Origin of the sequence: Variovorax sp. PAMC28562, assembly GCF_014303735.1 — a bacterium.
Taxonomy (GTDB): Bacteria; Pseudomonadota; Gammaproteobacteria; order Burkholderiales; family Burkholderiaceae_C; genus Variovorax.
The window spans coordinates 2,524,278-2,549,879 of the sequence record NZ_CP060296.1; the positions used below are offsets into that span (position 1 = coordinate 2,524,278).

The following is a 25,602-nucleotide window of genomic DNA, read 5'->3' on the forward strand; positions in this document are numbered from 1 at the left end:
TACTCCGGTCCCTCGAGCTTCCGAGTCGACAGCTTTCAAGAGCCTTCGACGCGGTCACGAGCCGCGTCTTGCGCAGTTCCTCGCATCCCCGCATCCCCGGAGACAACCCAATGAACCGTCGTTCCCTCATTAAAAATGCCGGCATTGCCGGGATCCTGGCCGCCGGCATTGCGCCCGCCGTGCATGCCCAGGCGGCAGTGCGCTGGCGTTGTGCCTCCAGCTTTCCGAAGTCGATGGACACCATTTTCGGCACCAGCGAAGTCTTCGTGAAACGCGTCAGCGACATGACCGGCGGCAGGTTCCAGATATCGATGCATGCAAGCGGCGAACTTATTCCTGCGTTCGGTGTGGTCGATGGCGTGCAAAGCGCGGCTGTCGAAATGGCGTACACGGCGCCGTATTATTTCTACGGCAAAGACCCGGCGTTTTGCCTTGGCTGCTCAGTGCCTTTCGGCATGAACACGCGGCAGCAGAACGCATGGATGTACGAGGGCAACGGCATGAAGCTGATGCGTGCTTTCTATGCCAAGTACAACATCATCAACCTGCCGGGCGGCAATACGGGCGCGCAGATGGGTGGCTGGTTCCGGAAGGAAATCAAGTCGATCGCTGACCTCAAGGGCCTTAAGTTCCGCACCAATCCGTTTGCCGGCAAGGTGCTGGAGCCCTTCGGTGTCATTGCCCAGTCGACCTCTGGCGCTGATCTCTTCCCGGCCCTCGATAAAGGCACGCTCGACGGTGTGGAATGGGTCGGCCCCTACGACGACCAGAAGCTCGGCTTCAACAAGGTCGCGCCGTTCTACTACTACCCCGGCTGGTGGGAGGGCAGTGCGGAAATCGACTTCTACATCAACAACAAGGCTTGGGAAGGCCTGTCGGCCGAGTACAAGGCCATCGTCGAAGCAGCGGCCGCACAGGCCAACCTCTCGATGACGGCCAAGTACGACGCCAAGAACCCGATCGCGCTGAAGCAACTGGTCGACTCAGGCACCAAGCTGCGACCCTTCTCGCAAGATGTGATGAATGCGGCCTTCAAGTCGGCGCGGCAGATTTACTCGGACCTGAACCACAGCAACCCCGAGTGGAAAAAGATCTACCCAGACTGGGTCAAGTTTCTCGGTGACGAAAACGCCTGGTTCCGCTACGCCGAAGGCACGTTCGATCGCTTCATGCAGCAGCAGAAGTTGTAGGTGTCGATGGCGTTGCAGGCTGCGCCGCGCAGTCTGCAACGCGTTCCATGAAGGCCGTGAGCAAGCGTGGGTCGGCCGAGTGAAACCATGTGATCGCGCCATTGCGTCGGCGCACCAACAGCCGCGGCGCCATGGCACGTTCGAGCCAGCGGATGTGCACGAGTTTGAGCTGCACGACATCGTGTGCGTCCGCGCGCTTGTTCCACAACCACGTCTGCGTCATGACGTCGCCATCGAGGCGGGTGCGGCTGCGCACGATCCAGTAGCCCATCCACATCACGCATACCGCTGCCAGGCCGAAGACCCACACGCTGCCAGCCGACCAAGCCGTGCTGCGCAGTGCCGGAAAACTCCAGACGCCGAATGCGACCACGTCGAACGCCAGCACCACCGCGAGGATGCGAAGCAGGCGCGGGAACGCTGGGCTGTCGATCGCGTTCATGGCGCCGTCTCGTAAGTCAGGGATGGCGCCGGCTTCGTGCGAGCCTTGCTGAAGTCGAAGGCGAAGCCGTAACGAATGAGTGCGTTGCCGGCCGAAATGAGCGACGCGAACAGCACCGCATAGTCGGCGAGCTTGCCGAATTTTTCGCTGATCCAGTCCATGACTGTCGCGAACCTCAAAAGTGCGGACAAAGGGTTGTCTCCCGGCGGATCTCAACAAGATGGGAGCCCTCTTAAGCTTGCGTTGGGGCTTGCTCGGAGCTCGACAAAAGCGCGCATGTTACAGCCCGCATCCGCGTGCGCAACGGCTGTCGCCATAATCGCGCATGCCTTCGAGCCCCCCGTCATCGACGCCGTTCAGCGCACATCCGGTGCCGTATTCCATCGACTCGCCCGACATGCGGCGTGCGGGCCGGGAACTGCTTTCGCTGGCGCTGATCGATGCACGCAATCACACGTTGCACCTCCTGTCGCTGTGCGAAAACGTGTGGGGCTCGGTCGAGTTGCCGGCCGTTGCTGCGTATGCAGAGGGCGAAGAGGGTGTCGCGTCGCCGGTCTGGATGGCCGGCCACGTCGGCTGGTTTTCCGAGTGGTGGATCGCCCGAAACACGCAGCGTGCCTTCGGCGCCGATTGCCCGGCGCGTCCGACGCGTCTGGCTGCCATCGACCCCAACGCGGACGACTGGTGGAACCCGACACAGCGCGCGCCCGACACGCGCTGGTTGCCCGACTTGCCCGACCTGAGCCAAACCAAGGCCTATCTGCTCGAAACGCTGGAGAGCACGCTCGAACTTCTGGAGCACGCGGCAGAAACGGATGCCGGGCTGTACTTCTATCGGCTCGCGTTGTTCTATGAAGATTTGTGCGGCGAGCAGCTGGTCGTGACGGCGCAAGCGCTCGGTTTGCCGCTCGGCATCGAGCAGACCCCGACTTCCGTCACGCGTGAACCCTTGCTGGTGCCCGCGACGACGTGGGAGCTAGGTTTGCCCGATGCCGGTTTCGTCTTTGCACAGGAACTCGGCGGCGACCGCATCGAAGTGCCGGAGTTCGAGATCGATGCGCAGCCGATCACCTGGAGCCAATTCATCGAGTTCGTCGACGATGGCGGCTACGACGCGAGCGCGCTATGGCATCCCGAGGGATGGCGCTGGCTCAACGCGCAGGTCGAAGGGCGTCGCGCGCCACGCTACGTCGAGCAGATCGGCGGTGCGCGGCATGGCAGCGGGGGCTCGGTGCTGCAACGCCGCTTCGGCACCACGGTGCGTGCTGCGGGCCAACAGAGTGCCGTGCACTTGAGCTGGTGGGAGGCCGATGCCTGGGCCCGCTGGGCCGGTCGCCGCGTCGCGACCGAAGTCGAGTGGGAGATCGCTGCGCACACGGCGGCACGCCGTGGCTTTCGGTGGTCCGATGTGCAGGAGTGGACCGCTGGAACCTTGCAGCCGTGGGTCGGCTTCAAGGCCGACCCGTGGAGTGCCGGCAGTGCCTTCGATCCGGTGCCCGCCTTTGGCCAGGCGCGCGTGCTGCGCGGTGCATCCTTCGCGACGCGCGCCCGGCTGCGCTCCGACAAGCGACGCGACTTTGCTGCGCCGGGTCGTGACGATGGCTTCTTCGGATTCAGAACCTGCGCGGTTTGACGACGGCCGGTGGCCAGGCTGCGCTCGCACCCATTTTTTCAAAGTCAGTCTGCGCCCAGCGGCGGCGCCACATCCTCCAGCGATTTGCGTTCCGCGTCCACGCCCATCCGCAGGGCCAGCAAGCCCGCCACGATGACCAGCGCGGCGCCGATGCAATAGCCGACCGTCACCGCGCCGCGGCTGCCGGTTTCGATCAGCATGCCGAACAACACTGGCGCAGCGAAACCACCCGCGCCTGTGCCCACTGCATAGAAGATCGAGATGGCCAGCGCCCGCATCTCCAGAGGAAACACCTCGCTCACCGTCAGATACGCCGAGCTGGCCGCCGCCGACGCCAGAAAGAACACGGCGGACCAGCACAGCGCCTGCGTCAATGCGTCGAGCCAACCCAGCATGAACGCGTCGCCGGTGAGCGCCAGCCCGACGCCCGACAGCACATAGGTGAACGCGATCATCCTGCGCCGCCCGATGCGATCGAACAGCGGGCCGAGCAGCAACGGACCGAGCACGTTGCCGAGCGCGAACGGAAAGATGTAGAGCGCCACGCGGCCTTCGGGCACGCCATGAAAGCGCGTGAGCACCAGCGCGTAGGTGAAGAAGATCGCGTTGTAGAAAAAGGCCTGCGAAATCATTAGCGCCATCGCGACCACGCTGCGGCGCCGGTACTTGCGCAACAGCACGTGCGCGACTTCGCGCATCGTTGGCGGCGTGCGCCGACCCGACGCCGTCAAGCCGACCGCCGGTGGCAGCGGTCCGCATTCCGCTGCCACTTCGCATTCGATGGTGTCGAGGATGCGGCGAGCTTCTTCTTCGCGGCCTTGCGCGATCAGCCAGCGCGGACTTTCAGGCACGTCGCGCCGCACCAGCAATATGGCGACGGCCAGCACTGCGCCGAGTCCGAAGCCGACGCGCCAGCCCCAGACCGGCCCGAGCACGCGCGGGTCTAGCAGTACCAGACTGAGCCCGGCACCGAGCGCTGCACCGACCCAGAAACTTCCGTTGATCGCGAGGTTGACACGCCCCCGCAGCCGCGCCGGAATGAGTTCGTCGATGGCCGAGTTGATGGCCGCGTATTCGCCGCCGATGCCCAGTCCGGTGACGAACCGGCAGAGCGCGAAGAAGGCGAAGTCGTTCGAGAACGCCGTCGCCAGCGTGCCGATCGTGTAAACCACCAGCGTGATGAGAAACAGCTTCTTGCGGCCGAGCCTGTCGGTCAGCCGGCCAAACAGCAGGGCACCCACGACCGCACCGGCGATGTAGACGGAACCCGACCAGCCGATCTCGGTCGCGGTGAGCGCCAGCGTGTCGGCACGTTCGAGCACCGCGCCGATCGAGCCGACCAGCGTCACTTCGAGTCCGTCGAGCACCCAAGCGATACCGAGCGCCATGACCACGCGCCAGTGCCAGCGCGACCACGGCAAGCGGTCGAGCCGCGCCGGAATATCGGTCGCGCGGGCGGACGCGATCAGCTCGACGGCCCTCGCACGATCTGCTCGATGTGCTGCGCGAAATCGTCGATTGCGAAGGGCTTGGCGATCAGGTCCATGCCAGGCTCCAGAAACTCGGCGCGGGTCGTTGCATGTTCCGCATAGCCGGTCATGAAAAGCACGTGCAAGCCGGGCCGCTGCTGGCGTGCGAACTCCGCCAATTGCCGTCCGTTGATGCCTGGCAGGCCAACGTCGGTCACCAGCAGGTCGATCGGCACCGCGGACTGCAATATCGGCATGGCCGTGGTGCCGTCGACGGCCTCGATGGTGCGATAGCCGAGGTCGGCCAGCACGTCGAGGACCAGCAGTCGAACGGCCGGATCGTCCTCGACCACCATCACGACCTCGCCGCGCCCCTGTGGAAGCGCAGCGGCTGCGGCTTCCGCCTCGACGGCTGCAGCGGCGTCGGCATGGGCTGGCGGCAAATAGAGCGTCACGCGCGTGCCGTGGCCGACCCGGCTTTCGATGCGGACATGGCCGCGCGACTGTTGTGCGAAGCCGTACACCATGGAGAGTCCGAGTCCGGTGCCCTGGCCAATCGGCTTGGTCGTAAAGAAGGGGTCGAACACTTTGGCCAGGACTTCAGGCGACATGCCGGTGCCGGTGTCGGCGACCGAAATGGCGATGTAGTCGCCGGCGTCCAGGCCTTCGTGATGGCGCGTTTCGGATTCGCGCAGCGTCGCATGGCCGGTCGACAAGATCAGAGCACCGCCATGCGGCATGGCATCGCGCGCATTGATGGCCAGGTTGAGAATGGCGCTTTCGAGTTGCGGCTCGTCACCCAGCGCAGCGCCTACGCCGTCGGCCAACTGCACCTCGAGCCGCACCTGCTCGCCCAGCGAGCGGCGCAGCAGGTCTTCCATCGAGCCGATCAGTGCGTTGACATCGACCGCGCGCGGGTCGAGCGTCTGGCGCCGCGAGAACGCCAGCAGACGTTGAATGAGCGCGGCTGCACGATGCGCCGACTGTGTTGCCGAACTCATGTAGCGATCGAGGTCGTTGGTGCGGCCCAGCGCGACGCGGCGCCGCACGATCTCGATCGAGCCGGTGATGCCTTGCAGCAGGTTATTGAAGTCGTGCGCGATGCCGCCGGTGAGTTGCCCGATGGCTTCCATCTTCTGGCTTTGGCGCAGCCGCGACTCGGAGTCGCGCAGCGCCGTGATGTCGCGCCCGACTGCATGAAGAGAGTCCGTGTCGGGCACCGCGCTCCATGACAACGTGCGGTAGCTGCCATCCTTGTGGCGGTACCGGTTTTCGAAGCGCAGCGTGATCTGCCCACGCGACAGTTTGGCGATTTCGGCCACCGTCGAGTCGATGTCGTCCGGGTGCACAAACTCGAGCAGGGGCTGGCCGACCAGTTCCGTTTCGGTCCAGCCGAGCAACGTTTCCCAGGCCGGGTTGATCGCCCGAATGATGCCGTCGAAGTCGCCGACGACCATGATGTCGGCGCTTAGCTGCCACAGCCGGTCGCGGTCGCGCGTGCGCTCTTGGACGCTTTGCGCGAGGCGCTCCTGTGCTGCCTTCTGGTCGTTGATGTCGGTGTTGGTACCGACCCAGCGCATCGGCGCGCTGCCTTCGCCGGTTTCGCCGACGTGGCCGTCGCCGTCCTGCACCGGATGGGCGCGTACCAGATGCCAACGGTAGTCGCCGTCGAGCCGACGAAGCCGAAATTCCGCCGCGTAGGGCAATTGCGTCGCAAGCGAAAGCTGCCATTGCCCGACGACATCGGGCAGGTCGTCTGGATGGACGATCGTCGCCCAGCCGTTGCCTTCGAGCTGCTCGAAGTGCATGCCGGAGTACTCATAGACCTGGTCGTTGAACCAGTCGAGCCGGCCGTCTCCTGCTGCGGTCCAGACCTGGTTGGGCACTGCCTGGGCCAGCGCACGAAAGCGGCCCTCGCTCTGGCGCAAAGTCGCTTCGACCTGCTTGGCTCCTGTGATGTCCTGCACCACGCCGCGCAACAACATCGGCTTGCCGGCGTCGTTGCGAACCAGTTCGGCACGCCGTGCGATCCAGCGCAGCGACTGATCGTCGGCGCGGCGAATGCGGTATTCGACATTGAGGCGCAACGAGCCGTCGACGCGGTTCGTGAGCGTCGACATGGGCTCTACGGCGTCGATGCGCAAGGTGTCGACGACCGAGGCCTGGAATTCAGGCCGCACCGGCACGCCGAAGATGCGACAGAACTCTGCCGACACGCTCAGTTCGTTGGTCGCGATGTCGAGCAGGAAGACGCCGATGCCACCCGCCGCCTGCGCCAGTCGCAGTTGCTTGTTAGTCTCGCGCAGCGCCTGTTCGGCGAGCTTGCGGCTGTCGATGTCGACCATCACGCCCGGAAAGCGCAGGGGCCGGTTCATCGCATCGTGTTCTACGTAGCCGCTGGCCTCCACCCATAACCAGCGAGCGTCGAGCGTGCGCATCCGGTACTCGACGCTATAAGGTGTACCTTTCTCCAGCGACTCGGCGATGGCTGCCTGCACTTTGGGCAGGTCTTCAGGATGAAGCGCCTCGAGAAATCGCGAAATCGGCAGGCCGCCTTGCCCGTCCGGCACCTGCAAGCAAAAAGCCGCCGCGAGGGCTTCGTCGGCGAACACCATGTCAGTCTGCACGTCCCACATCCAGGTGCCGACGATGGCGCTCGCATTCATGGCAAGCGCGGTGCGCCGGGACGCATCGCGAAGGCGCGTTTCACTTTCGGCAAGTGCCAGGCGACCGTGTACGCGTTCGGTGGTTTCGTTCACAAGACACAGCACGCCGCCGATGTGGCCGTCGGCCTCGCGCACAGGCGAAAACGAAACGTCGAAGAACACTTCTTCGAGATGGCCATGGCGATCGATATGGAACGGTCTGTCGATGGCCGAAAAGCTCTCGCCCTGTTGCAACACCTGGTTCAACAGCGGGCCAAGGTCGTCCCACAGCTCCGCCCAGTTTTCTGCCGCCGGCCTTCCGAAGGCTGCCGGGTGCTTCAGGCCGATGGTCGGCGCGTAGGCGTCGTTGTACAGCGCGACCAGGTCGGGCCCCCAGAAAAGCACCATCTGCGCATGCGCCGGCAACATCAATTCGAGCGTCGTGCGCAAGGCTTGCGGCCAAGCCGATGGGGCCCCCAAAGGCGAGCGACGGGCATCGAGCCCACGCGCCAACGCTGCCGCCTCGCCGGCGCCAGCCGGCCATCCGAGCAAGGAAGATTCGCGCTTCATCAAAATATTATGGGAGGTGCGCAAGTGCTTTGTTGTCCGGAAAAGTCCCAGTAAAAGAATCCGCGAAGTGTTTATCTGCGTACACACCATGTACCAAACGCCGCCGAAACTCCGGATTGCGTCCACCAGACATCTCATCGGAGAACCCATGGCACCCCGCAGGCAATTTCTGTTCACTCTCGCGGCCGGCGCGCTCGGCACGCTTCCCGGCTTGTTGCTCACTCCGGTCGCCCGCGCCGCCAAGGCCTACGAGGTGACGCACACCGAGGCACAGTGGAAGGCGATGCTCACGCCAGAGCAATTTCAGGTGCTTCGCCAGGCGGGCACCGAGCGGCCGTACTCCAGCCCGCTCGACAAGGAAAAGCGCATCGGCACGTTCTCGTGCGCTGGCTGCAAGTTGCCGTTGTTCTCGTCGACCACCAAGTTCGACAGCCGCACCGGCTGGCCCAGCTTCTACCAGCCGATGGACAACTCGGTCGAAAAGACGTCTGACAACAGCCTGGGCATGAGCCGGGACGAGGTGCTGTGCCGGCGCTGCGGCGGCCACCTGGGTCACGTTTTCGACGACGGTCCGCCGCCGACCGGCCTGCGCTACTGCATGAACGGTCTGGCGATGGCGTTCACCGTCCAGACCTGAGCCGGGCGCCGGGCCCCCGGGCGCTTCCGATGCGCTCCGGTCAGCCCAACACGTCGCGGTGCAGGCTGATTGCTTCGACGACCATTGCGCTTAAGTCGGTGGTGTCGCCTGGGCCACTTTGGTCGACGTGCGCCAGTAACGCACGCCGCATGCGCGGTTCCCAGAATCTCTTCAAGTGATGCGCAATGCCTTCCAGCGCCTCCTCGCGGTCGGGCATGGCCTCGAAAAAGGTGCCGATCTGGTTGGCCATGCGCACCAGCGAATCAACTTGCATCGCGCACGACCGTCATTTCGCCGACGCGGCATCTGCTGGCTCGGCGCGCGCAGCCAACAGATCCAGCTGCACCTTGTGGAACCGGCTGTATTCCTGCTGCCACGCAGAAGGCTGCATCACCGGCATGACCTGCACCGCTGTCACCTTGTATTCAGGGCAGTTGGTGGCCCAGTCGGAGTTGTCGGTGGTGATGACGTTGGCGCCAGATTCCGGGAAGTGGAAGGTCGTGTAGACCACACCCGGCTGCATGCGCTCGGACACCGTTGCGCGCAGTACCGTCTCGCCGGCACGGCTCTGGATACCGACCCAGTCGTCTTCCGCGATGCCGCGCTCCTCGGCGTCGTGCGGATGGATTTCCAGCCGGTCTTCGCTGTGCCACTGGTTGTTGTCGGTGCGGCGGGTCTGCGCACCGACGTTGTATTGCGACAGGATGCGGCCAGTGGTCAGCAGCAGCGGAAACTTGCGCGTGACCTTCTCGTCCGTCGCTACGTACTGCGTGACGATGAACTTGCCCTTGCCACGCACGAAGGCGTCGACGTGCATGGTCGGCGTGCCCTCGGGCGCGTCGGCATTGCACGGCCACTGGATGCTGCCGAGTTCGTCGAGCCGCTCGTAGCTCACGCCGGAGAAAGTCGGCGTCAGCGCGGCGATCTCGTCCATGATTTCTTTCGGGCTGGCGTAGTGCATCGGATAGCCCAGCGCCTGCGCCAGCTTCTGCGTCACTTCCCAATCTGCCAGTCCGGCCTTGGGCGGCATCACTTTGCGCACGCGCGAGATGCGCCGCTCGGCGTTGGTGAAAGTGCCGTCTTTTTCGAGGAACGACGAGCCGGGCAAAAACACGTGCGCGTACTTGGCGGTTTCGTTCAAAAACAGGTCTTGCACCACCACGCATTCCATCGCCATCATGGCGGCGGCCACGTGCTGCGTATTGGGGTCCGACTGCACGATGTCCTCGCCTTCGCAGTACAGACCCTTGAAGCTGCCGCTCAACGCCGCATCGAACATGTTGGGTATGCGCAGGCCCGGCTCGGGGCTGATCTCGACACCCCACGCTGCTTCGAACGACGCGCGCGTGATGCTGTCGGATACGTGCCGGTAGCCGGGCAGTTCATGCGGGAACGAGCCCATGTCGCATGCACCTTGCACGTTGTTCTGTCCGCGCAACGGGTTGATGCCCACACCTTCACGGCCGACGTTGCCGGTTGCCATCGCGAGGTTGGCAATGCCCATCACCATCGTCGATCCCTGGCTGTGTTCGGTCACGCCCAGGCCGTAGTAGATGGCACCGTTCGCTGCATTCGCATAGAGCCGTGTCGCTGCGCGCAGGTCGGCCGCAGGCACGCCTGTCGCCGCTTGCATCGCTTCCGGCGAGTTCTCGGGCCGCGCGACAAACTCGCGCCATTCGCCAAACGACTTGGCGTCGCAGCGTTCGGCCACGAAGTCTTCGGCGACGAGCCCTTCGGTGACCACGACGTGCGCCATCGCGGTGATCACCGCCACGTTGGTGCCGGGCTTCAGCTGCAAGTGGTGATCCGCTTGCACATGCGGCGAGCGCACGATGTCGATGCGGCGTGGGTCGATCACGATCAGCCTGGCGCCAGCCACGGTGGCGCTGCCGCGCAGCCGCTTCTTCATGCGCGACGCGAACACCGGATGGCCGTCGGTCGGGTTCGCGCCGATGACCACGATCACGTCGGCTTGCTCGACCGACTTGAACGTCTGCGTGCCGGCGGACGTGCCGAGCGTCTGGCCCAGCCCATAGCCGGTCGGCGAGTGGCACACGCGCGCACAGGTGTCGACGTTGTTGTTGCCGAAAGCGGTGCGGACCAGCTTTTGCACCAGGTAGGTTTCTTCGTTGGTGCAGCGTGACGAGGTGATGCCACCGATCGAATCTTTGCCGTACTTGGCCTGCAGGCGCTTGAACTCGCTGGCCGCGTGGTTCACCGCCACATCCCAGCTCACCTCCTGCCATGGGTCGGTGATCTTCTCGCGGATCATCGGCTTCAACATCCGGTCTTGATGCGTTGCGTAGCCCCAGGCGAAACGGCCCTTGACGCACGAGTGGCCCTCGTTGGCCTTGCCGTCTTTCCACGGCGTCATGCGCACGACTTCGTTGCCCTTCATCTCGGCCTTGAAGCCGCAACCCACGCCGCAGTAGGCGCAGGTGGTGATGACGCTGTGCTCCGGCTGGCCGAGCCAGATGACCGACTTCTCCTGCAGCGTGGCGGTCGGGCAGGCCGAGACGCAGGCGCCGCAGCTCACGCATTCCGACTCCATGAAGGGCTCGTCTTGCCCCGGCGACACGCGCGACTCGAAGCCGCGGCCGCTGATCGTCAGCGCAAAGGTACCCTGTGTTTCTTCGCAGGCGCGCACGCAGCGGTTGCACACGATGCACTTGGCCGGGTCGTAGGTGAAGTAGGGGTTCGACTCGTCTTTCTTCGCCTTCAGATGGTTGGCGCCGTCGAAGCCGTAGCGGACGTTGCGCAAGCCGGTCACGCCCGCCATGTCCTGCAGTTCGCAGTCGCCATTGGCCGCGCAGGTCAGGCAGTCGAGCGGATGGTCGGAGATGTAGAGCTCCATCACGCCCTTGCGCAATTGCTGCAGCTTGGGCGTTTGCGTGCGCACTTTCATGCCGGCCTCGGCAGGCGTGGTGCACGAGGCCGGATAGCCCTTGCGACCGTCGATCTCGACCAGGCACAGACGGCAAGAGCCGAAGGGTTCCAGGCTGTCGGTCGCGCAGAGCTTGGGCACCTGGATGCCGGCGTCGACGGCAGCGCGCATCAACGACGTGCCGGCCGGCACGGTCACCTCGTTGCCGTCGATTTCGAGCGTGACCTCGCGCGGCGATTCGCGACGGGGCGTGCCGTAGTCGGTGTCCTTGTGGGTGTCCAGCATGGGTTGGTCCTGTGACTTCGTTTGACGGCTTCAGGCCTGTTCAGGCCGGTTCAGGCAGGCAGTGGCGCAATGGATTCGACCGCGACGATGCCGAAGTCCTGCGGGAAGTGGTCGAGCGCCGACAGAACCGGGAAGGGCGTCATGCCACCCATGGCGCAGAGCGAGCCGTGGAGCATCGTGTCGCACAGGTCGCGCAACAGATCGACCTGCTTGACCTGCTCGTCGCTGTCTTTGCTCGCGCGGATCCTGTCGATCACCTCGACGCCGCGGGTCGAGCCGATGCGGCAGGGCGTGCATTTGCCGCACGACTCGATGGCGCAGAACTCCATCGCGTAGCGCGCCAGCTTCGACAGGTCGGCCGTGTCGTCGTGCACCACGATGCCGCCATGCCCGACCGTGCCGCCGGCCGCGGCATACGCTTCGTAGTCGAGCGGCAAGTCCCATTTCGATTCCGGCAGGTAGGCGCCGAGCGGACCGCCCACCTGCACCGCCTTGATCGGCCGGCCCGACGCCGAGCCGCCGCCGTAGTCGTAGAGCAGTTCGCGCAGCGTCACGCCGAATGCCTTTTCGACCAGCCCGCCGTGCTTGATGTTGCCGGCCAGCTGAATCGGCAGCGTGCCGCGCGAGCGCCCGACGCCGAAGTCGCGATAGAACGCCGCACCACGCGCCAGGATCACCGGCACGCTGGCCAGCGTGATCACGTTGTTGATGAGCGTCGGCTTGCCGAACAGTCCGGTGATGGCCGGCAGCGGCGGCTTGGCGCGCACGATGCCGCGCTTGCCTTCGAGGCTTTCGAGCAGCGCAGTTTCTTCGCCGCACACGTACGAGCCGGCGCCCTTGCGCACTTCGAGTGAAAAGCGGTGGCCCGAGCCGAGGATGTCTTCGCCGAGAAATCCGGCCGCGTTGGCGATGCCGATGGCCTCGTTCATGGTGGCGATCGCGTGCGGATACTCTGAGCGGATGTAGACATAGCCTTTCGTCGAACCGGTCGCAATGCCGGCGATGGTCATGCCCTCGATCAGCATGAACGGGTCGCCCTCCATCGTCATGCGGTCCGAGAAGGTGCCCGAATCGCCTTCGTCGGCGTTGCAGACGATGTACTTTTGCGACGCAGGCGTGGCGAGCACCGTCTTCCATTTGATGCCCGCCGGAAATGCCGCGCCACCGCGCCCGCGGAGGCCCGAGTCGAGCACCTGCTGCACGATGTCCGCGGGCATCAAGGTCATCGCACGGCGCAGGCCGGCGTAACCTTCATGGGCTTCGTAGTCGGCGAGCGACAGCGGGTCGGTGATGCCCATGCGCGAGAAGGTGAGGCGCTCCTGGTTCTTGAGGTAGGGGATGTCGTCAGTCAGGCCGAGATGCAGGGGATGTGGCCTGGCGCCGGTCGGCACGATGAAGTCGACATCGAACAGGCCCGCGACATCGCCAGGCGTCACCGGCCCGTACGCGACGCGACCTGCCGACGTGGCGACCTCGACCAGAGGTTCGAGCCACATCAGGCCGCGCGATCCGTTGCGCACGATGTGGACGTAAAGTCCACGCATTTGCGCCTCGTCTGCAATGCGGCGCGCCACGCGGTCGGCACCGACAGCGAGTGCGGCGGCATCGCGTGGCACGTAGACGGTGACGGCGTTCATGCGCTGATTCCGGTCGACTCGGTGCCTGCGGTGCCTGCGGTGACTTCGGCGATCAGCGCATCGAAAGCCCGCGGCGTCATGCGCGCGTGCAATTCATCGTCAAGCATCAAGGCTGGCGACGCGGCGCACAGGCCAAGGCAAAAGACCGATTCCAGCGTGAAGGCGCCATCCGTCGAAGCGCTGCTCTTCGTGCCGCCGTGCGCCGAACAGCCGAGGCGGAGTTCCGCATGCGCCATCAGGGCATCGGCGCCCATCGACTGACACGCCTCGGCGCGGCAGATCTGCAGCACATGCCGCGCCGCGGGCGCGCTCCGAAAGTGATGGTAGTAAGTGATGACGCCGTGTACTTCGGCGCGCGACAGGTTCAATGCGTCGGCGATGGCCAGCACCTGATCGGAGGGGACATAGCCGAGCGCGTCTTGAACCTCGTGGAGGATCGGCAGCAGTGCACCGGGTTCGCTGGCGCGGCGCGTCAGCACGTCGCGCACGACGGAAGCCGCGTCGGTATGTGGTGAGGACCGGGCCGAGAGTGCAGGCGAGGGGTGGGCCAGTGGAATCATCGTGTATTCAGACAAAGTCTCGACCTTCAGCGCCGGTCAGTCCAATTCAATCCAAAAATGGACCGATGCATTCGTGAAATCAGGGTTTTCCAGCGTTCGGACTGGCAGTCCGCTCGGCGACAGAGCGACAATTACGCATCTTCATCAAGGAATCACGCGCATGGGCACGACGACGACGGAACCGACCATCATCTACACGCTGACCGACGAGGCGCCGGCGCTGGCGACAGCGGCGTTTTTGCCCATCGTCCGCGCATTCACCGCGCCGGCCGGCATCACGGTCACCACCAGCGACATTTCGGTGGCGGCCCGCGTCCTGGGCGAGTTCCCGGAATTTCTGACCGAAGCCCAGCGCCGGCCCGACAACCTGGCAGAACTCGGGCGGCTCACGCTGCTGCCCGACACCAACATCATCAAGCTGCCGAACATCAGCGCGTCGGTGTCGCAGCTTCAGGCCTGCATCAAGGAACTGCAGGGCAAGGGCTATGCATTGCCCGACTATCCGGAAGCCCCGAAGACCGACGAAGACAAAGCGATTCGCGCCCGCTACGGCAAGTGCACCGGCAGCGCCGTGAACCCGGTACTCCGCGAAGGCAACTCCGACCGCCGCGCGCCGCTGGCCGTCAAGAACTACGCCCGCAAGCACCCGCATAGCATGGCCGACTGGAGCCAGGCCTCGCGCTCGCATGTGTCGCACATGCATCGCGGCGACTTCTATCACGGCGAAAAGTCGATGACGCTCGACAAGGCGCGCGACGTGAAGATGGAACTCATCACCGCAGCTGGCAAAACTATCGTGCTCAAGGCCAAGGTGCCGCTGAAAGACGGCGAGATCATCGACAGCATGTTCATGAGCAAGAAGGAATTGATCGCCTTCTACGAGAAAGAAATCGAAGACGCGCACAAGACAGGCGTGATGTTCTCGTTGCACGTCAAGGCCACCATGATGAAGGTGTCGCACCCGATCGTGTTCGGCCACTGCGTGCGCATCTTCTACAAGGACGCTTTCGAGAAGCACGCCAAGCTGTTCGAAGAGCTTGGCGTCAACGTCAACAACGGCATGGTCAACCTGTACGACAAGCTCGAGACGCTGCCGTCGTCGCAGCGTGAGCAGGTCATCAAGGACCTGCATGCCTGCCACGAGCATCGACCGGAACTGGCGATGGTCGACTCGGCCAAGGGCATCACCAACTTCCATTCGCCCAACGACATCATCGTGGACGCGTCGATGCCCGCGATGATCCGCAACGGCGGCAAGATGTGGGGCGCCGACGGTCGCCTGAAGGACGTGAAGGCCGTGATGCCCGAATCGACCTTCGCCCGCATCTACCAGGAGATCATCAACTTCTGCAAGTGGAACGGCAACTTCGACCCGAAGACCATGGGCACTGTGCCCAACGTCGGCCTGATGGCCCAGCAGGCCGAGGAATACGGTTCGCACGACAAGACTTTCGAAGTGGCCGACGACGGCGTTGCCAACATCGTCGACCTCGCCACCGGCGAAGTGCTGTTGAGCCAGAACGTGGAGAAGGGCGACATCTGGCGCATGTGCCAGGTGAAGGATGCGCCTATCCGCGACTGGGTCAAGCTGGCCGTCACGCGCGCCCGCAATTCGGGCATGCCCGCCGTGTTCTGGCTCGACCCGTACCGCCCGCATGAAAACGAGGTCATCAAGAAGGTCAAGCTCTACCTAAAGGACCACGACACCACGGGCCTCGACATCCAGATCATGTCGCAGGTGCGCGCGATGCGCTACACGCTGGAGCGCGTGATCCGCGGGCTCGACACCATCTCGGTCACCGGCAACATCCTGCGCGACTACCTGACCGACCTGTTCCCGATCATGGAGCTGGGTACCAGCGCCAAGATGCTGTCGATCGTGCCGCTGATGGCCGGCGGCGGCATGTACGAGACCGGTGCCGGCGGCTCGGCTCCCAAGCACGTGCAACAGCTGGTGGAAGAAAACCACCTGCGCTGGGATTCGCTCGGCGAGTTCTTGGCGCTGGCCGTGTCGCTCGAGGATCTGGGCCTCAAGACGGGTAACAAGCAGGCCGGCATTCTTGCGAAGACTTTGGACGTCGCGACCGGCAAGCTGCTGGACAACAACAAGAACCCTTCTCCTAAGACCGGCCAGCTCGACAACCGCGGCAGCCAGTTCTACCTGGCGATGTACTGGGCGCAAGAGCTCGCGGCACAAACGGACGACAAGCAATTGCAGTCGAGTTTCACCGCGCTGGCCAAGAGCCTTACCGACGGCGAAAAGAAGATCGTCGACGAGCTTGCAGCAGTGCAAGGCAAGCCTGCCGACATCGGCGGCTACTACCTCGCCGATCCGAAGAAGTGCGACGCCATCATGCGGCCCAGTGCGACGCTCAACGCGGCCTTGGCGTCAGCGCAGAGCTAGTTCGTGCCTTAAGGGAAGGGCGGTCCGCACCGCCTTCGTCACGTCGACGAGTCGCAAGAGGTTGGTCTTGAACATGGCGCGCACAGGAGCGTCGTCGCCTTCCTCGATGGCAGCAAGATAGCCATAGCCTGCGTTGTTGACGAGCGCGCCGCTCGGCCGAAGCGGCGCGTGGCTTCGGCCACGACCGCCGCAATCTGCTCGGGCTGCGTCACGTCAAGAGCGAGGGCCAGCGCTCGCTCAGTCGGTCCCGATCATCACGCTCGACGCTGGCGGCAATTTCGAGTGTCACTTCAGTGGTGACTGGACCACGGACGATCGAAATGATCTTGCCTGGGAGGGTGTTGCGTGCGCTAGTTTTCGTCAGAGGGCTTCCTGCACGGTCGACATGTCGATGACGAAGCGGTACTTGACGTCGCTCTTGAGCATCCGTTCATAGGCTTCGTTGATCTGCGGCATCTTGATGACTTCGATGTCCGAGACGATGTTGTGCTTGGCGCAAAAGTCCAGCATCTCCTGCGTCTCCGGAATGCCGCCGATCATCGAGCCCGCGATGCTGCGGCGCTTGGTGATCAGGCCGAAGACGCCAGGGGAAGGATGCGGCGTGCTCGGCGCGCCGACCAGCGTCATCGTGCCGTCCATCTTCAGCAGCGCGAGGAAGGGGTCGAGGTCGTGCGACACGGCCACGGTGTTCAGGATGAAGTCGAAGCTGTTGAGATGCGCCTTCATTTCGTCGGGGTTCTTCGACACCACGACTTCCTTGGCGCCGAGGCGCAGCGCGTCGGCCGATTTGCCTGGTGATGTGGTGAACAGCACCACATGCGCACCGAGTGCCGCGGCGATCTTCACGCCCATGTGTCCCAGGCCGCCCAAACCGACGATGCCGACCTTGTGTCCCGGGCCGACTTTCCAGTGACGCAGCGGGGAGTAGGTCGTGATGCCGGCGCACAGCAGCGGCGCCACGGCGGCCAGGTCTTTTTCGTCGTGCGTTACTTTCAGCACGAACTTTTCGAAGACGACGATGTGGTCGGAGTAGCCGCCCAACGTGTTGGCGCGCGACACCTGTTCCTCGCTGTTGTAGGTGCCGGTCATGCCGTTGTCGCAATACTGCTCCAGGCCGTCGGCGCAAGGCTGGCAATGCTGGCAACTGTCGACCATGCAGCCGACGCCGACGATGTCGCCGACCTTGAACTTGGAAACATCGCCGCCGATCGCTGTCACGCGTCCGACGATTTCATGGCCGGGCACGCACGGGAACACCGCTGGCCCCCATTCGCTTTTGGCGGTGTGCAGGTCGGAGTGGCACACGCCGCAATGGAGGATGTCGATGGCAACGTCGCGCGCGGTGGGCGTGCGGCGCTCGAAGGTGAAGGGGGCGAGCGGCGTGGTGGCGGACTGGGCTGCGTAGGCGTGGGTGAGGGTCATAGAAAATCTCGGGAGTCTGGGGGGAATGGCAAAACAGCGCGGCTGGAAAAATCGAAGTCGAAAGATACGCCGTTCGATCCACAGGCGCTCGCAAAGGGTTTCAAGTCTGGACGACGTTAGATCTCGGTGGCGAGTGCTTCGAGCGCGAAGAAGGTTTAGGCGCTGAAAGCCACGATCACCGCTCGACCCGCCCGTTGTCGATATGAATGACAGATTGCGCCAGCGCTTCGACGTCTTGCGGGTCGTGCGTGACCAGCAACGTCGGCACTTGCACGCGGTCGAGCATCTCGGCCAGCTCGCGGCGCAGGCGCACGCGCAGCGGCGCGTCGAGCGCCGACAGCGGCTCGTCGAGCAGCAGCAGTTGCGGCTCCGTCGCGAGTGCGCGAGCCAGCGCCACGCGCTGCCGCTGGCCGCCTGATAAGTGCCGCGGCATCGCATCGCGCAATCGCACCAGATCGAATTGCTGCATCAGCGCATCGACGCGCTCCTGCTGCGCATCGTCGGGCCGCGTGCCGAGTCGATGCACGCCGAACATCAGGTTCTGAGCGACGGTCATGTGCGGGAACAGCGCATAGTCCTGGAACACCATGCCGACGCGGCGCGAGCGCGCTGGCAGATCAATGCCGCGTGCCGAGTCGAGTAGCGCATGCGAGCCGATACGCACATGGCCGCGCACCGAGGGCGTGAGGCCGGCGATTGCCATCAGCACGGTCGATTTTCCGGAGCCCGATGCGCCCATCAACGCGGTGCGGTGAGCGGTTGAAGTGAAGCGTGAATGCAGCTCGAAGACGCGTTCGGCAGTCTGAAGCGTGAGCCGCAAATCGACGTCGAGCGCCGGAGCAATAGAAGGCAGCGAGGCAGTCATCTCAATGCCGCGCTTGCAGCAAGCGGCTCGACACCACGAGTACCGTGATGCACACCACCGAGATCACGAGCGTGAGCCACAACGCGAGCTGGTCGTTGCCGGCTTGCACCGCTTCGTACACCGCGATCGACAGCGTTTGCGTCCTTCCGGGCAGGTTGCCGGCGATCATCAGCGTCGCGCCGAACTCGCCCATGGCGCGCGCGAAGGTGAGCATGAGCCCGGCCGCGATGCCACGCACCGCCAGCGGCAGCGCGACGCGCACGAAGACTTCGAACTCGCCGGCGCCGAGTGTTCGTGCCGCGTTGGCGAAGCGGCCGTCCACCTCTTCGAAGGCTGCCCGCGCGCCCTTGTAGACCAGCGGAAACGACACGACCGATGCAGCGATGACCGCGCCCTGCCAGGTGAAGATGAGGTTGATGCCGAACCAGCGATCGAGGTACTGCCCAAAGACGCCATTTCGGCCGATCAGCACGATCAGGTAGTACCCGATGACCGTGGGCGGCAGCACCATCGGCAGCATCAAGATCGCGTCGATGATGTTGTCGCCGGCGAACCGGCGCCGCGACATCCACCAGCCGAGTGCAATACCCACCACGCCCGCAATGAGCGTGGCGATGAGGGCGACTTTGAGCGTCAGCCAGAGAGGAGTGAGCAAAGGGGCAGGCTCTTCGCACTCAGGGCTTGGAGAATCCGAAGCGCTGCAAGATGGCTTGGCCCGGCGCGCTGCGCACGTAGGCGATGAATTCGACGGCCAGCGCGGGCTGCTTGCTGGTCGCGACCTGCGCGATGGGGTAGCTCACCGGCGTGGTGGTCGGCACCGTCAGCGCGATGCGCGTCTTGTCGGGTTCGATCATGGCGTCGGTGCGGTAGACGAAGCCGGCATCGACCTCGCCGCGCGCCACGTAGTTGAGCACCTGCCGCACGCTCTCGCCGTAGATCCATCTGGGCTGCAGCGTGGCGGTGAGGCCGGCCTTTTCGATGGCCTCGGTGGTGTAGCGGCCGACGGGCACGGTGGCCGGCGTGCCGGTCGACACGCGCTGGTACGTCGCGCCGCTCAAGTCGTTGAGCTGCTTCGGGGTCTCTTTGGCGTTCGAAGGCACGATCAGCACCAGCGTGTTGGCTGCGAAGTCGACCCGCGTCGGCGCGGCCAGGAGGTTCGCGGTCGCGGCCTTGTTCATCGTTTCCTGGTCGGCCGACGCGAACACGTCGACCGGCGCGCCTTGCTGGATTTGCGCGAGCAACGGTCCCGATGCCGCAAAGTTGAAGGTGACCTTGGCACCCGGCTTGCTCTGCTCGAAGGCCCGGCCGACGGCCTGGAACGCATTGGTCAAACTGGCGGCGGCCGAGACCACGAGCTCTTGCGCCTGGGAGGCGGCGCTGCCTGCCAGCAGCACTGTGCACAGGACCACGGTGCGCAGTGGGTTGGTCAGGCGGCGGGTCGTCGTCTTCATCAAAGCAGCTCCTTCGGAACGCTATTCAGATATGGAATAACGATGATAACAATGCGACGCGTCGAGCAGGGTTTGTTGCGAGTCGGTCGGCGTTCAAGAAGGACTGCTTGGCGCCGGACAGTCGAACTCATCCGGCGCTATGCAAAAGTGGAATAGCGAAAGTGTAGAACGTGCAAAGCGAGCCTGCTCGAATCGCGTTCAAAATGAAGAGACTCGAAAGAACCCGGAACCGGACCGACATTCATGACCGACACAACCGCCACCGCCACCGCCACCGCCACCGCCACCGAATCCACGCAGAAGCCACAGCTGCCCGACCACCTGTCCATCGATCCGCGCAGTCCGCACCACGTGGCCGCCGTCTTCGACCACGACATCGGCATCACCTTCAACGGAAAAGACAGGGTCGACGTCGAGGAATACTGCGTCAGCGAAGGCTGGATCAAGGTGCCCGCGGGCAAGGCGCTCGACCGCAACGGCAAGCCGCTGCTGATCAAGCTGAAGGGCAAGGTCGAGGCGTTCTACCGCTAGCTGCTCGTTCGAACAGCGTCGGTCGCGATCAGCCCGGTTCGGTACACCGTCGCGATCACGGTCCTTTGGCGCTACCTGTCTGGAGCCTGACTTGATGTAGGTCGGGCGGACGGCATAGCGATTCGGTCACCCGCACAATCCTTGCATGAAGATCCCCCGTTTCACCGATGCCCTGGGCCACAGCCAGAGCGACAAACGCATCGATATCCTGCGCGGCATTGGGCGCAGCGGCAGCATTTCTCAAGCTGCACGCGACGCGTCGGTGAGCTACAAGGCAGCGTGGCAGGCGATCAATACGCTGACCAACCTGGCGGGCGTGCCGCTGGTGGAGCGCGCGGTCGGCGGCGCGGGAGGTGGCGGTGCTTCGCTCACACCACAGGGCGTGCAATTGCTGGAACTGTCCGAGGCGCTCGACGCGGCGCGCACGGCCGTGCAACAGCGCTGGCGCAATTCATTGGGCGCTGGTGCCATCGCGGCGGGCGTCGATGCCGATCGTGTGGCGGAACTGGGGGTGACCCGGCTCGCGCTGCGCACCAGCATGCGCAACCAACTGCCCGCTATCGTCGCGGCCATCGACACGACAGGTCCGATCTCGCGCGTGGTTTTGCAGTTGGGCAATGATGCCGCGGTGACGGCGCGCATCACCCGTGAGAGCACCGAACTGCTTGGTCTGGTCGTGGGTATACGGGTGGTCGCGCTGTGCAAGGCGACCGCAGTCCGCGTTTGCCGCGCCGATGACGCGGTGCCCGCGGCGCATCCATCGAATCGTATCGACGGCAGAGTGACCTCGATGGAGCGGGGTGAGTCGGGCGATGAAGTCTCGCTCGTCTTCAGCGGCGGCGTGCAATTGGTCGGCTTCGCGGGAACGGGCAGCGGTTTGCGTGTGCGCGGTCGCGTCACCGCCGAAATCGATGAGGCGTCGTTGGTCGTCGCGCTGGCGGCTTGAAGTCGGGACCTGGACTCTATCTGCCGGGTGCACTGACCCCGGTAGACGTTGCGGAGGCACCGCGGAACGCCGCAAAATCTTTGACAGCGAGTTCGATCGGACGTGACGGGTCGATGCGGTATTGGACCAACGCTTCGGCTGCGAGCAGGTCTCGGTGACGGCCGCACAAATCGATCCAGCTTTCTCCGCCCAGCCGGTTGCCAAAAACGTGCGAGAGCGTCTGCTCCGAAATGTCGGCGAGGATTCTTCCGCCATCGTTGCCATCGGGATAAAACGCAAACCGGATCGAGCCGAGATCGAAACGGTGAATGCCTTCGAATGTCATATGTTTGATGTCTCTTCTTTATGTGATGGCGCGAAGCGGCGCAAGCGCCGAAGAGCCGCCTGGGCGAGCCTGCAGAGTATTGGGCATCGCTCGACGTGTGTATGTGCGTTGGCGTACACCATTGCTCATCGACGGCGCCATGACAACCGGTGCAACGCGTAGGACCTTTCGCCTTGCGAACAGCGAGGTTGCTATTGAGGTCCCAAAGGCGCTGAATGATGTGCAGGGTCGCAATCAACCGAAGGTCAACAGGCTGACGGCGCGACTTCGTTCAACATCTGGAAGGAATGATTTTGGCTATTGTTAAAGACGTATGCATCGAACAATTGCAGGTGGGGGACCTGGTGTACACCGGGTCGACCCGACACCTTGCCGAGGAATGGCAGACGGTCCGTTCGGTCAAGAGTCCGAGTGATTCGTCGACGACGTATGGGGTGGGCTTCGGGGGTCTGACGATAGAGCGGCAGTCCGGTACCAAGATGCGTGTGCAGATTGGCGAGGATCGCTGACATCGCTGACATCGCCGGCCCCGGTCCATTCATGCATTCCCCTCGGTGCATGCATGGCGAACGCCGATGGTTATTGAAGCGAGTAACGAGGCAGGCTGATCGTGAAGATGCAACCAGAGCCTGGTACGTCCCGGACCGTCAACGTCCCATGATCCGCTTCGATGCTCTGACGGGCGATGGACAGCCCAAGTCCCAAACCGGCCCGGCTGTCTTCGTTCGGCTTGAACGGCACGAACATCCGGGCTGCGCCGCCCGGCGGCAGTCCACCGCAATGGTCCTCGACATCGATCAAGACATGCTCCCCGAAAGCGTAGGCGGTCAGCGTCACTGCAGAGTCTCGGTGCGTGAACTTGAAGGCGTTCTGCAGCAGGTTGGCCAGCGCTGCATGCAGCAGCTCACGGTTCGCAAGGACCGCAAGCAATGGGTCGACGGGAGTCACTTCAAAAATCGAAAATTTCAGATTGGCATCGAGCCGGGCCGCCAGCCCGACATCGGCGATGAACGATGCAACAGAGAACGTCTGGCGCTGGTCCGACCCTTCGCCCCTGACTTCTGCCGTGGCACGGCTGATCAACAGGCCGAGGGTGGATAGGCTGCGCTTCAGGACAGCGCCAGTTGCGCCACCGATCGCCAGATTGCCCAGCTCGAGCGCCCGCACGGCGAGGGTGGCCGTGCCGAGCGAATTGCGCAGCTCGTGCACCAGAAAGCCCAACCTTTGCTTTTCGGCTGCGGTCTGGTGCGTCGATATCTGCGCATCGCGCTGAAAACTGAACTCGGTCACGGCGTCGGCGATGGCGTTGTCCAGGCAGCGATTCAGAGTGCGGAATTCGACCACGGCAAACGGTGCGTCTTGCTCGAATGCCAAGTCGGTGATCGCCTGACACAGGTCGCCGTAGTCATGAACGACCTGGTCCACGGTGTAGCCGAGTCCCAGCAGTTCCTTGCCGTGCGCGGTGGCAGTCACACCGATTTCCGACATGGCCAGCGAATCGCCGCCCGAAGGTCCCGATATGGCGATGCTCAGCGCAGGTTCATCGTCCTCTTCCGCGGCGAGCGTTCGGGTAAGTTGGTCCAGGAACATCGGCACACCGTGGGCCAGTTGCCGTTCGCTGGCGGCCCGCAGAGGGCGTTGCGCCACCTTGTCCTTGCACCTCGCGATCAGTTCGTCGCGGTTACTCGAAAGAAATCGGTGCAATAGGACCTCCATGTCACTGGGCACAAAGCGTTGGGGATACCTGCAGCTCGTGCTTAGAAGGCGCTCCGCCCACTATACGAGGTGGGATGCGCGATCAGTGTTCGGTGCCGCACATAAGGTCAGTCTGTTCGATCCCGCGGTCCGCGCCCGGAGATCTTCCCGTGCCACAGCTTTCGGTACACCGTCGCCCGGCTGATTCCTAGCGCGCGCGCCGCCTCGGCGACGTTGCCGCGCGCATCGGTCACGGCTTTGCGGATGAGCGCGGTCTCGACATCGCGCAGACGTGGCCGATCGAGACCCGCAGCCGACACATCTGCGCTGGCGCCGACTGCCGCTGGCCGGTCGCGCCCATCGTGTCCACCACGCCGTGGCCGCACCCGCATGCGCAGGCCCGACCACAACGGCACCTCGACCGCATCGCCGCGCCGCGACGCGTCGAACAGCATGTCCAACGGCAGTGCGAAGAGGTCGTTGCAGTGCAGCGTCGCGAGCTGTCGCAGCAGCGGCTGATGCAGCATCTGCCGTGCGGCCGCATTGGCGCCGGTGACTCGGCCTTCGGCATCGATGCACAGGAGGCCGTCACTCGCTTCGTTTTCCGCCGAGCCGGGCCACGCCAGATGCAGCAGCAGTTCGCAAGGGTGGCGCTGCACCAGCGCGTTCTCGATGCCGCGCGCCGATTGCGAAGCCAGGTGCCGCAGTTCTGGTCGCTCGGCCACCTGCACGCCGGTGAGGTCGAGCATGCCGATGCAGTCCCCCTCCGGCCCGAAGAGCGGCGCGCCAGCGCAGCTGTAGACGCTGGTGGCGTCGAAGAAATGTTCGCCGCCATGCAGCCAGACCGACTCGTGCTCGGCCAGCGCCGCGCCGATGGCGGTGGTGCCGACCGCGCGCTCCGACAAGTCGATGCCGATGCGTGCGATGTCCCGGGCGTGCCGGTCGGCTGCATCGGTGCCGCCGGGCAGAGTGCCGACGTCGACGACGATGCCGTCGGCGTCGGTCAGGATCGCGAAATAGCGGGTGTCGGCGATGGCGCGTGAAAGGCGTTCGATGACGGGTCGCGCCGCGGATACCAGGGCGTGATGCTGTTCAGCGACGCGCTTTGCCGCAGCCTTCGAAACCGCATCGAAAGTGACGAGGTGTTGCGGCCGCTGGCCCGCGTCGATGCAACGCTGCCATGACCGCGTGATCCACGGTTCGATGCGCGTTGCGCCGGCCGGCAGATCACGAGAAACCGCCTCGCCGTCGATCCAGTGGCGACGCGCCTCGGCGATGACGACAGTACGCGACGCATCAAACGGCGTGGGGGGAGTGGGACTGACGGGGCGGACGGAAGCAGGCATCTGTTTCATTTTGAGAATTTCACGGCCGGGGCGCAAGCGCCTAGGGTTTTGCCTAGGCAAAGGGTAAGGTCACGCGGCCAAGATGCCAATCGCCATAGCGGCCTTCACCACGGCCATCGCCCAAGCAGGCATCGCCTCAGCCATCACCTTCCACGGAGACAGCCAACATGCAGGTTCCCTTCACCGTCAACGGCCGCGCGGTCACGGTCGACGCACCCCCCAATACGTTTCTGGTGTTCGCGATCCGTGAGCATCTCCACCTTACCGGCACCCATGTCGGCTGCGACACCGCGCAGTGCGGCGCCTGCACCGTGCTGGTCAACGGTCGGGCGGTCAAGTCGTGCAACGTGCTGGTGGCTCAGGTCGCCGGAGCCGACATCACCACGATTGAAGGCATTGCCGAAGCCGACGGCACCATGCACCCGATGCAGGCGGCCTTCAAGGAGTGCCACGGCCTGCAGTGCGGCTTTTGCACACCCGGCATGGTCATGAGCGCCATCGACCTGTGCACCTACCACCCGAAGTCGAGCGAGACCGAAATCCGCTCGCTGCTCGACGGCAACATGTGCCGCTGTACCGGCTACCAGAACATCGTGAAGGCCGTCCAGATGGGCGGCGAAGCGATGCTCGCCGGTCCGGTCAAAGCCACTGCCACGGCATAAGGG

General features: G+C 64.2%; 23 protein-coding genes. 8 read left to right on the plus strand and 15 right to left on the minus strand.

The window, feature by feature from the left end:
- Positions 1-110: 110 nt before the first annotated feature.
- Positions 111-1,190 (plus strand): TRAP transporter substrate-binding protein, encoded by a 1,080-nt coding sequence (locus H7F36_RS11905; protein WP_187051025.1) that lies wholly within the window; start codon positions 111-113, stop codon positions 1,188-1,190.
- Here the strand turns inward: H7F36_RS11905 and H7F36_RS11910 are convergent.
- Both H7F36_RS11910 and H7F36_RS22460 read right to left on the minus strand, forming a co-directional pair.
- Entirely contained in the window at positions 1,168-1,632 is a 465-nt protein-coding gene (locus H7F36_RS11910; protein ID WP_187051026.1) for a hypothetical protein, read from the minus strand. The two genes, H7F36_RS11905 and H7F36_RS11910, sit on opposite strands and share 23 nt — an antisense overlap.
- A complete protein-coding gene (locus tag H7F36_RS22460; RefSeq protein WP_410003021.1) occupies positions 1,629-1,823 on the minus strand; it encodes a hypothetical protein in 195 nt (64 codons plus the stop codon). Before H7F36_RS22460 ends, H7F36_RS11910 begins: the two co-directional genes overlap by 4 nt.
- A 134-nt stretch (positions 1,824-1,957) precedes the next feature.
- Between H7F36_RS22460 and H7F36_RS11920 the strand changes: the two genes are divergently transcribed.
- A complete protein-coding gene (locus H7F36_RS11920; RefSeq protein WP_187051027.1) occupies positions 1,958-3,265 on the plus strand; it encodes an SUMF1/EgtB/PvdO family nonheme iron enzyme in 1,308 nt (435 codons plus the stop codon).
- Positions 3,266-3,309: 44 nt separating this feature from the next.
- Here the strand turns inward: H7F36_RS11920 and H7F36_RS11925 are convergent, their stop codons facing one another.
- Positions 3,310-4,653, minus strand: coding sequence for an MFS transporter (locus H7F36_RS11925; RefSeq protein ID WP_187051028.1), 1,344 nt, complete (start codon positions 4,651-4,653; stop codon positions 3,310-3,312).
- 77 nt (positions 4,654-4,730) lie between these two features.
- On the minus strand, positions 4,731-7,949 hold the full coding sequence (locus tag H7F36_RS11930; RefSeq protein ID WP_187051029.1) for a PAS domain-containing protein: 3,219 nt from the start codon (positions 7,947-7,949) through the stop codon (positions 4,731-4,733).
- Positions 7,950-8,097: 148 nt separating this feature from the next.
- Here H7F36_RS11930 and msrB point away from each other — a divergent pair, with 148 nt between their 5' ends.
- The gene (gene msrB, locus H7F36_RS11935; protein WP_187051030.1) at positions 8,098-8,586 is read left to right on the plus strand and encodes a peptide-methionine (R)-S-oxide reductase MsrB; all 489 of its coding nucleotides are present in this window, start codon (positions 8,098-8,100) and stop codon (positions 8,584-8,586) included.
- Between the two features lie 40 nt (positions 8,587-8,626).
- Here the strand turns inward: msrB and H7F36_RS11940 are convergent, their stop codons facing one another.
- Genes H7F36_RS11940 through H7F36_RS11955 form a run of 4 tightly spaced genes read right to left on the minus strand, consistent with a single transcriptional unit; the run spans position 8,627 to position 13,952 of the window.
- Complete coding sequence (locus H7F36_RS11940; protein WP_187051031.1) at positions 8,627-8,860, minus strand: formate dehydrogenase subunit delta; 234 nt, start codon at positions 8,858-8,860, stop codon at positions 8,627-8,629.
- Between the two features lie 12 nt (positions 8,861-8,872).
- Positions 8,873-11,755, minus strand: a complete 2,883-nt coding sequence (gene fdhF, locus H7F36_RS11945) for a formate dehydrogenase subunit alpha (RefSeq protein WP_187051032.1) — start codon at positions 11,753-11,755, stop codon at positions 8,873-8,875.
- A gap of 50 nt (positions 11,756-11,805) precedes the next feature.
- Positions 11,806-13,392, minus strand: a complete 1,587-nt coding sequence (locus tag H7F36_RS11950; protein WP_187051033.1) for a formate dehydrogenase beta subunit — start codon at positions 13,390-13,392, stop codon at positions 11,806-11,808.
- Positions 13,389-13,952: a formate dehydrogenase subunit gamma gene (locus H7F36_RS11955; protein WP_187051034.1), complete on the minus strand. Its 564-nt coding sequence runs from the start codon at positions 13,950-13,952 to the stop codon at positions 13,389-13,391. Before H7F36_RS11955 ends, H7F36_RS11950 begins: the two co-directional genes overlap by 4 nt.
- Positions 13,953-14,112: 160 nt before the next feature.
- Between H7F36_RS11955 and H7F36_RS11960 the strand changes: the two genes are divergently transcribed.
- On the plus strand, positions 14,113-16,356 hold the full coding sequence (locus tag H7F36_RS11960) for an NADP-dependent isocitrate dehydrogenase (protein ID WP_187051035.1): 2,244 nt from the start codon (positions 14,113-14,115) through the stop codon (positions 16,354-16,356).
- A 208-nt stretch (positions 16,357-16,564) separates the two neighbouring features.
- Here H7F36_RS11960 and H7F36_RS22465 read toward each other — a convergent pair whose 3' ends face one another.
- The 5 genes from H7F36_RS22465 to modA form a co-directional block, all read right to left on the minus strand.
- Positions 16,565-16,720, minus strand: coding sequence for a TOBE domain-containing protein (locus H7F36_RS22465; protein WP_410003085.1), 156 nt, complete (start codon positions 16,718-16,720; stop codon positions 16,565-16,567).
- Positions 16,717-17,778 (minus strand): NAD(P)-dependent alcohol dehydrogenase, encoded by a 1,062-nt coding sequence (locus tag H7F36_RS11965; protein WP_187051036.1) that lies wholly within the window; start codon positions 17,776-17,778, stop codon positions 16,717-16,719. Before H7F36_RS11965 ends, H7F36_RS22465 begins: the two co-directional genes overlap by 4 nt.
- Before the next feature lie 175 nt (positions 17,779-17,953).
- The gene (locus H7F36_RS11970; protein ID WP_187051037.1) at positions 17,954-18,643 is read right to left on the minus strand and encodes a sulfate/molybdate ABC transporter ATP-binding protein; all 690 of its coding nucleotides are present in this window, start codon (positions 18,641-18,643) and stop codon (positions 17,954-17,956) included.
- 1 nt (position 18,644) lies between these two features.
- Positions 18,645-19,298: a molybdate ABC transporter permease subunit gene (gene modB / locus H7F36_RS11975; RefSeq protein WP_187051038.1), complete on the minus strand. Its 654-nt coding sequence runs from the start codon at positions 19,296-19,298 to the stop codon at positions 18,645-18,647.
- Between the two features lie 19 nt (positions 19,299-19,317).
- Complete coding sequence (modA, locus tag H7F36_RS11980) at positions 19,318-20,094, minus strand: molybdate ABC transporter substrate-binding protein (protein WP_187051039.1); 777 nt, start codon at positions 20,092-20,094, stop codon at positions 19,318-19,320.
- 243 nt (positions 20,095-20,337) lie between these two features.
- Between modA and H7F36_RS11985 the strand changes: the two genes are divergently transcribed.
- From H7F36_RS11985 to H7F36_RS11995, 3 genes are all read left to right on the plus strand, one after another.
- Positions 20,338-20,625 (plus strand): DUF3297 family protein, encoded by a 288-nt coding sequence (locus tag H7F36_RS11985; RefSeq protein ID WP_187051040.1) that lies wholly within the window; start codon positions 20,338-20,340, stop codon positions 20,623-20,625.
- 145 nt (positions 20,626-20,770) lie between these two features.
- A complete protein-coding gene (locus H7F36_RS11990; RefSeq protein WP_187051041.1) occupies positions 20,771-21,571 on the plus strand; it encodes a TOBE domain-containing protein in 801 nt (266 codons plus the stop codon).
- A gap of 121 nt (positions 21,572-21,692) precedes the next feature.
- Positions 21,693-22,058, plus strand: coding sequence for a hypothetical protein (locus tag H7F36_RS11995; RefSeq protein ID WP_187051042.1), 366 nt, complete (start codon positions 21,693-21,695; stop codon positions 22,056-22,058).
- A gap of 417 nt (positions 22,059-22,475) precedes the next feature.
- Here H7F36_RS11995 and H7F36_RS12000 read toward each other — a convergent pair whose 3' ends face one another.
- Positions 22,476-23,612 carry a sensor histidine kinase gene (locus H7F36_RS12000; protein ID WP_187051043.1) on the minus strand — a complete coding sequence of 379 codons (1,137 nt, stop codon included), beginning with the start codon at positions 23,610-23,612 and terminating at the stop codon, positions 22,476-22,478.
- 107 nt (positions 23,613-23,719) lie between these two features.
- A complete protein-coding gene (locus tag H7F36_RS12005) occupies positions 23,720-24,946 on the minus strand; it encodes a helix-turn-helix domain-containing protein (RefSeq protein WP_187051044.1) in 1,227 nt (408 codons plus the stop codon).
- A 158-nt stretch (positions 24,947-25,104) separates the two neighbouring features.
- On the opposite strand from H7F36_RS12005, the gene H7F36_RS12010 reads away from it, so the two are divergent.
- The gene (locus tag H7F36_RS12010; RefSeq protein ID WP_187051045.1) at positions 25,105-25,599 is read left to right on the plus strand and encodes a (2Fe-2S)-binding protein; all 495 of its coding nucleotides are present in this window, start codon (positions 25,105-25,107) and stop codon (positions 25,597-25,599) included.
- Positions 25,600-25,602 lie beyond the last annotated feature (3 nt).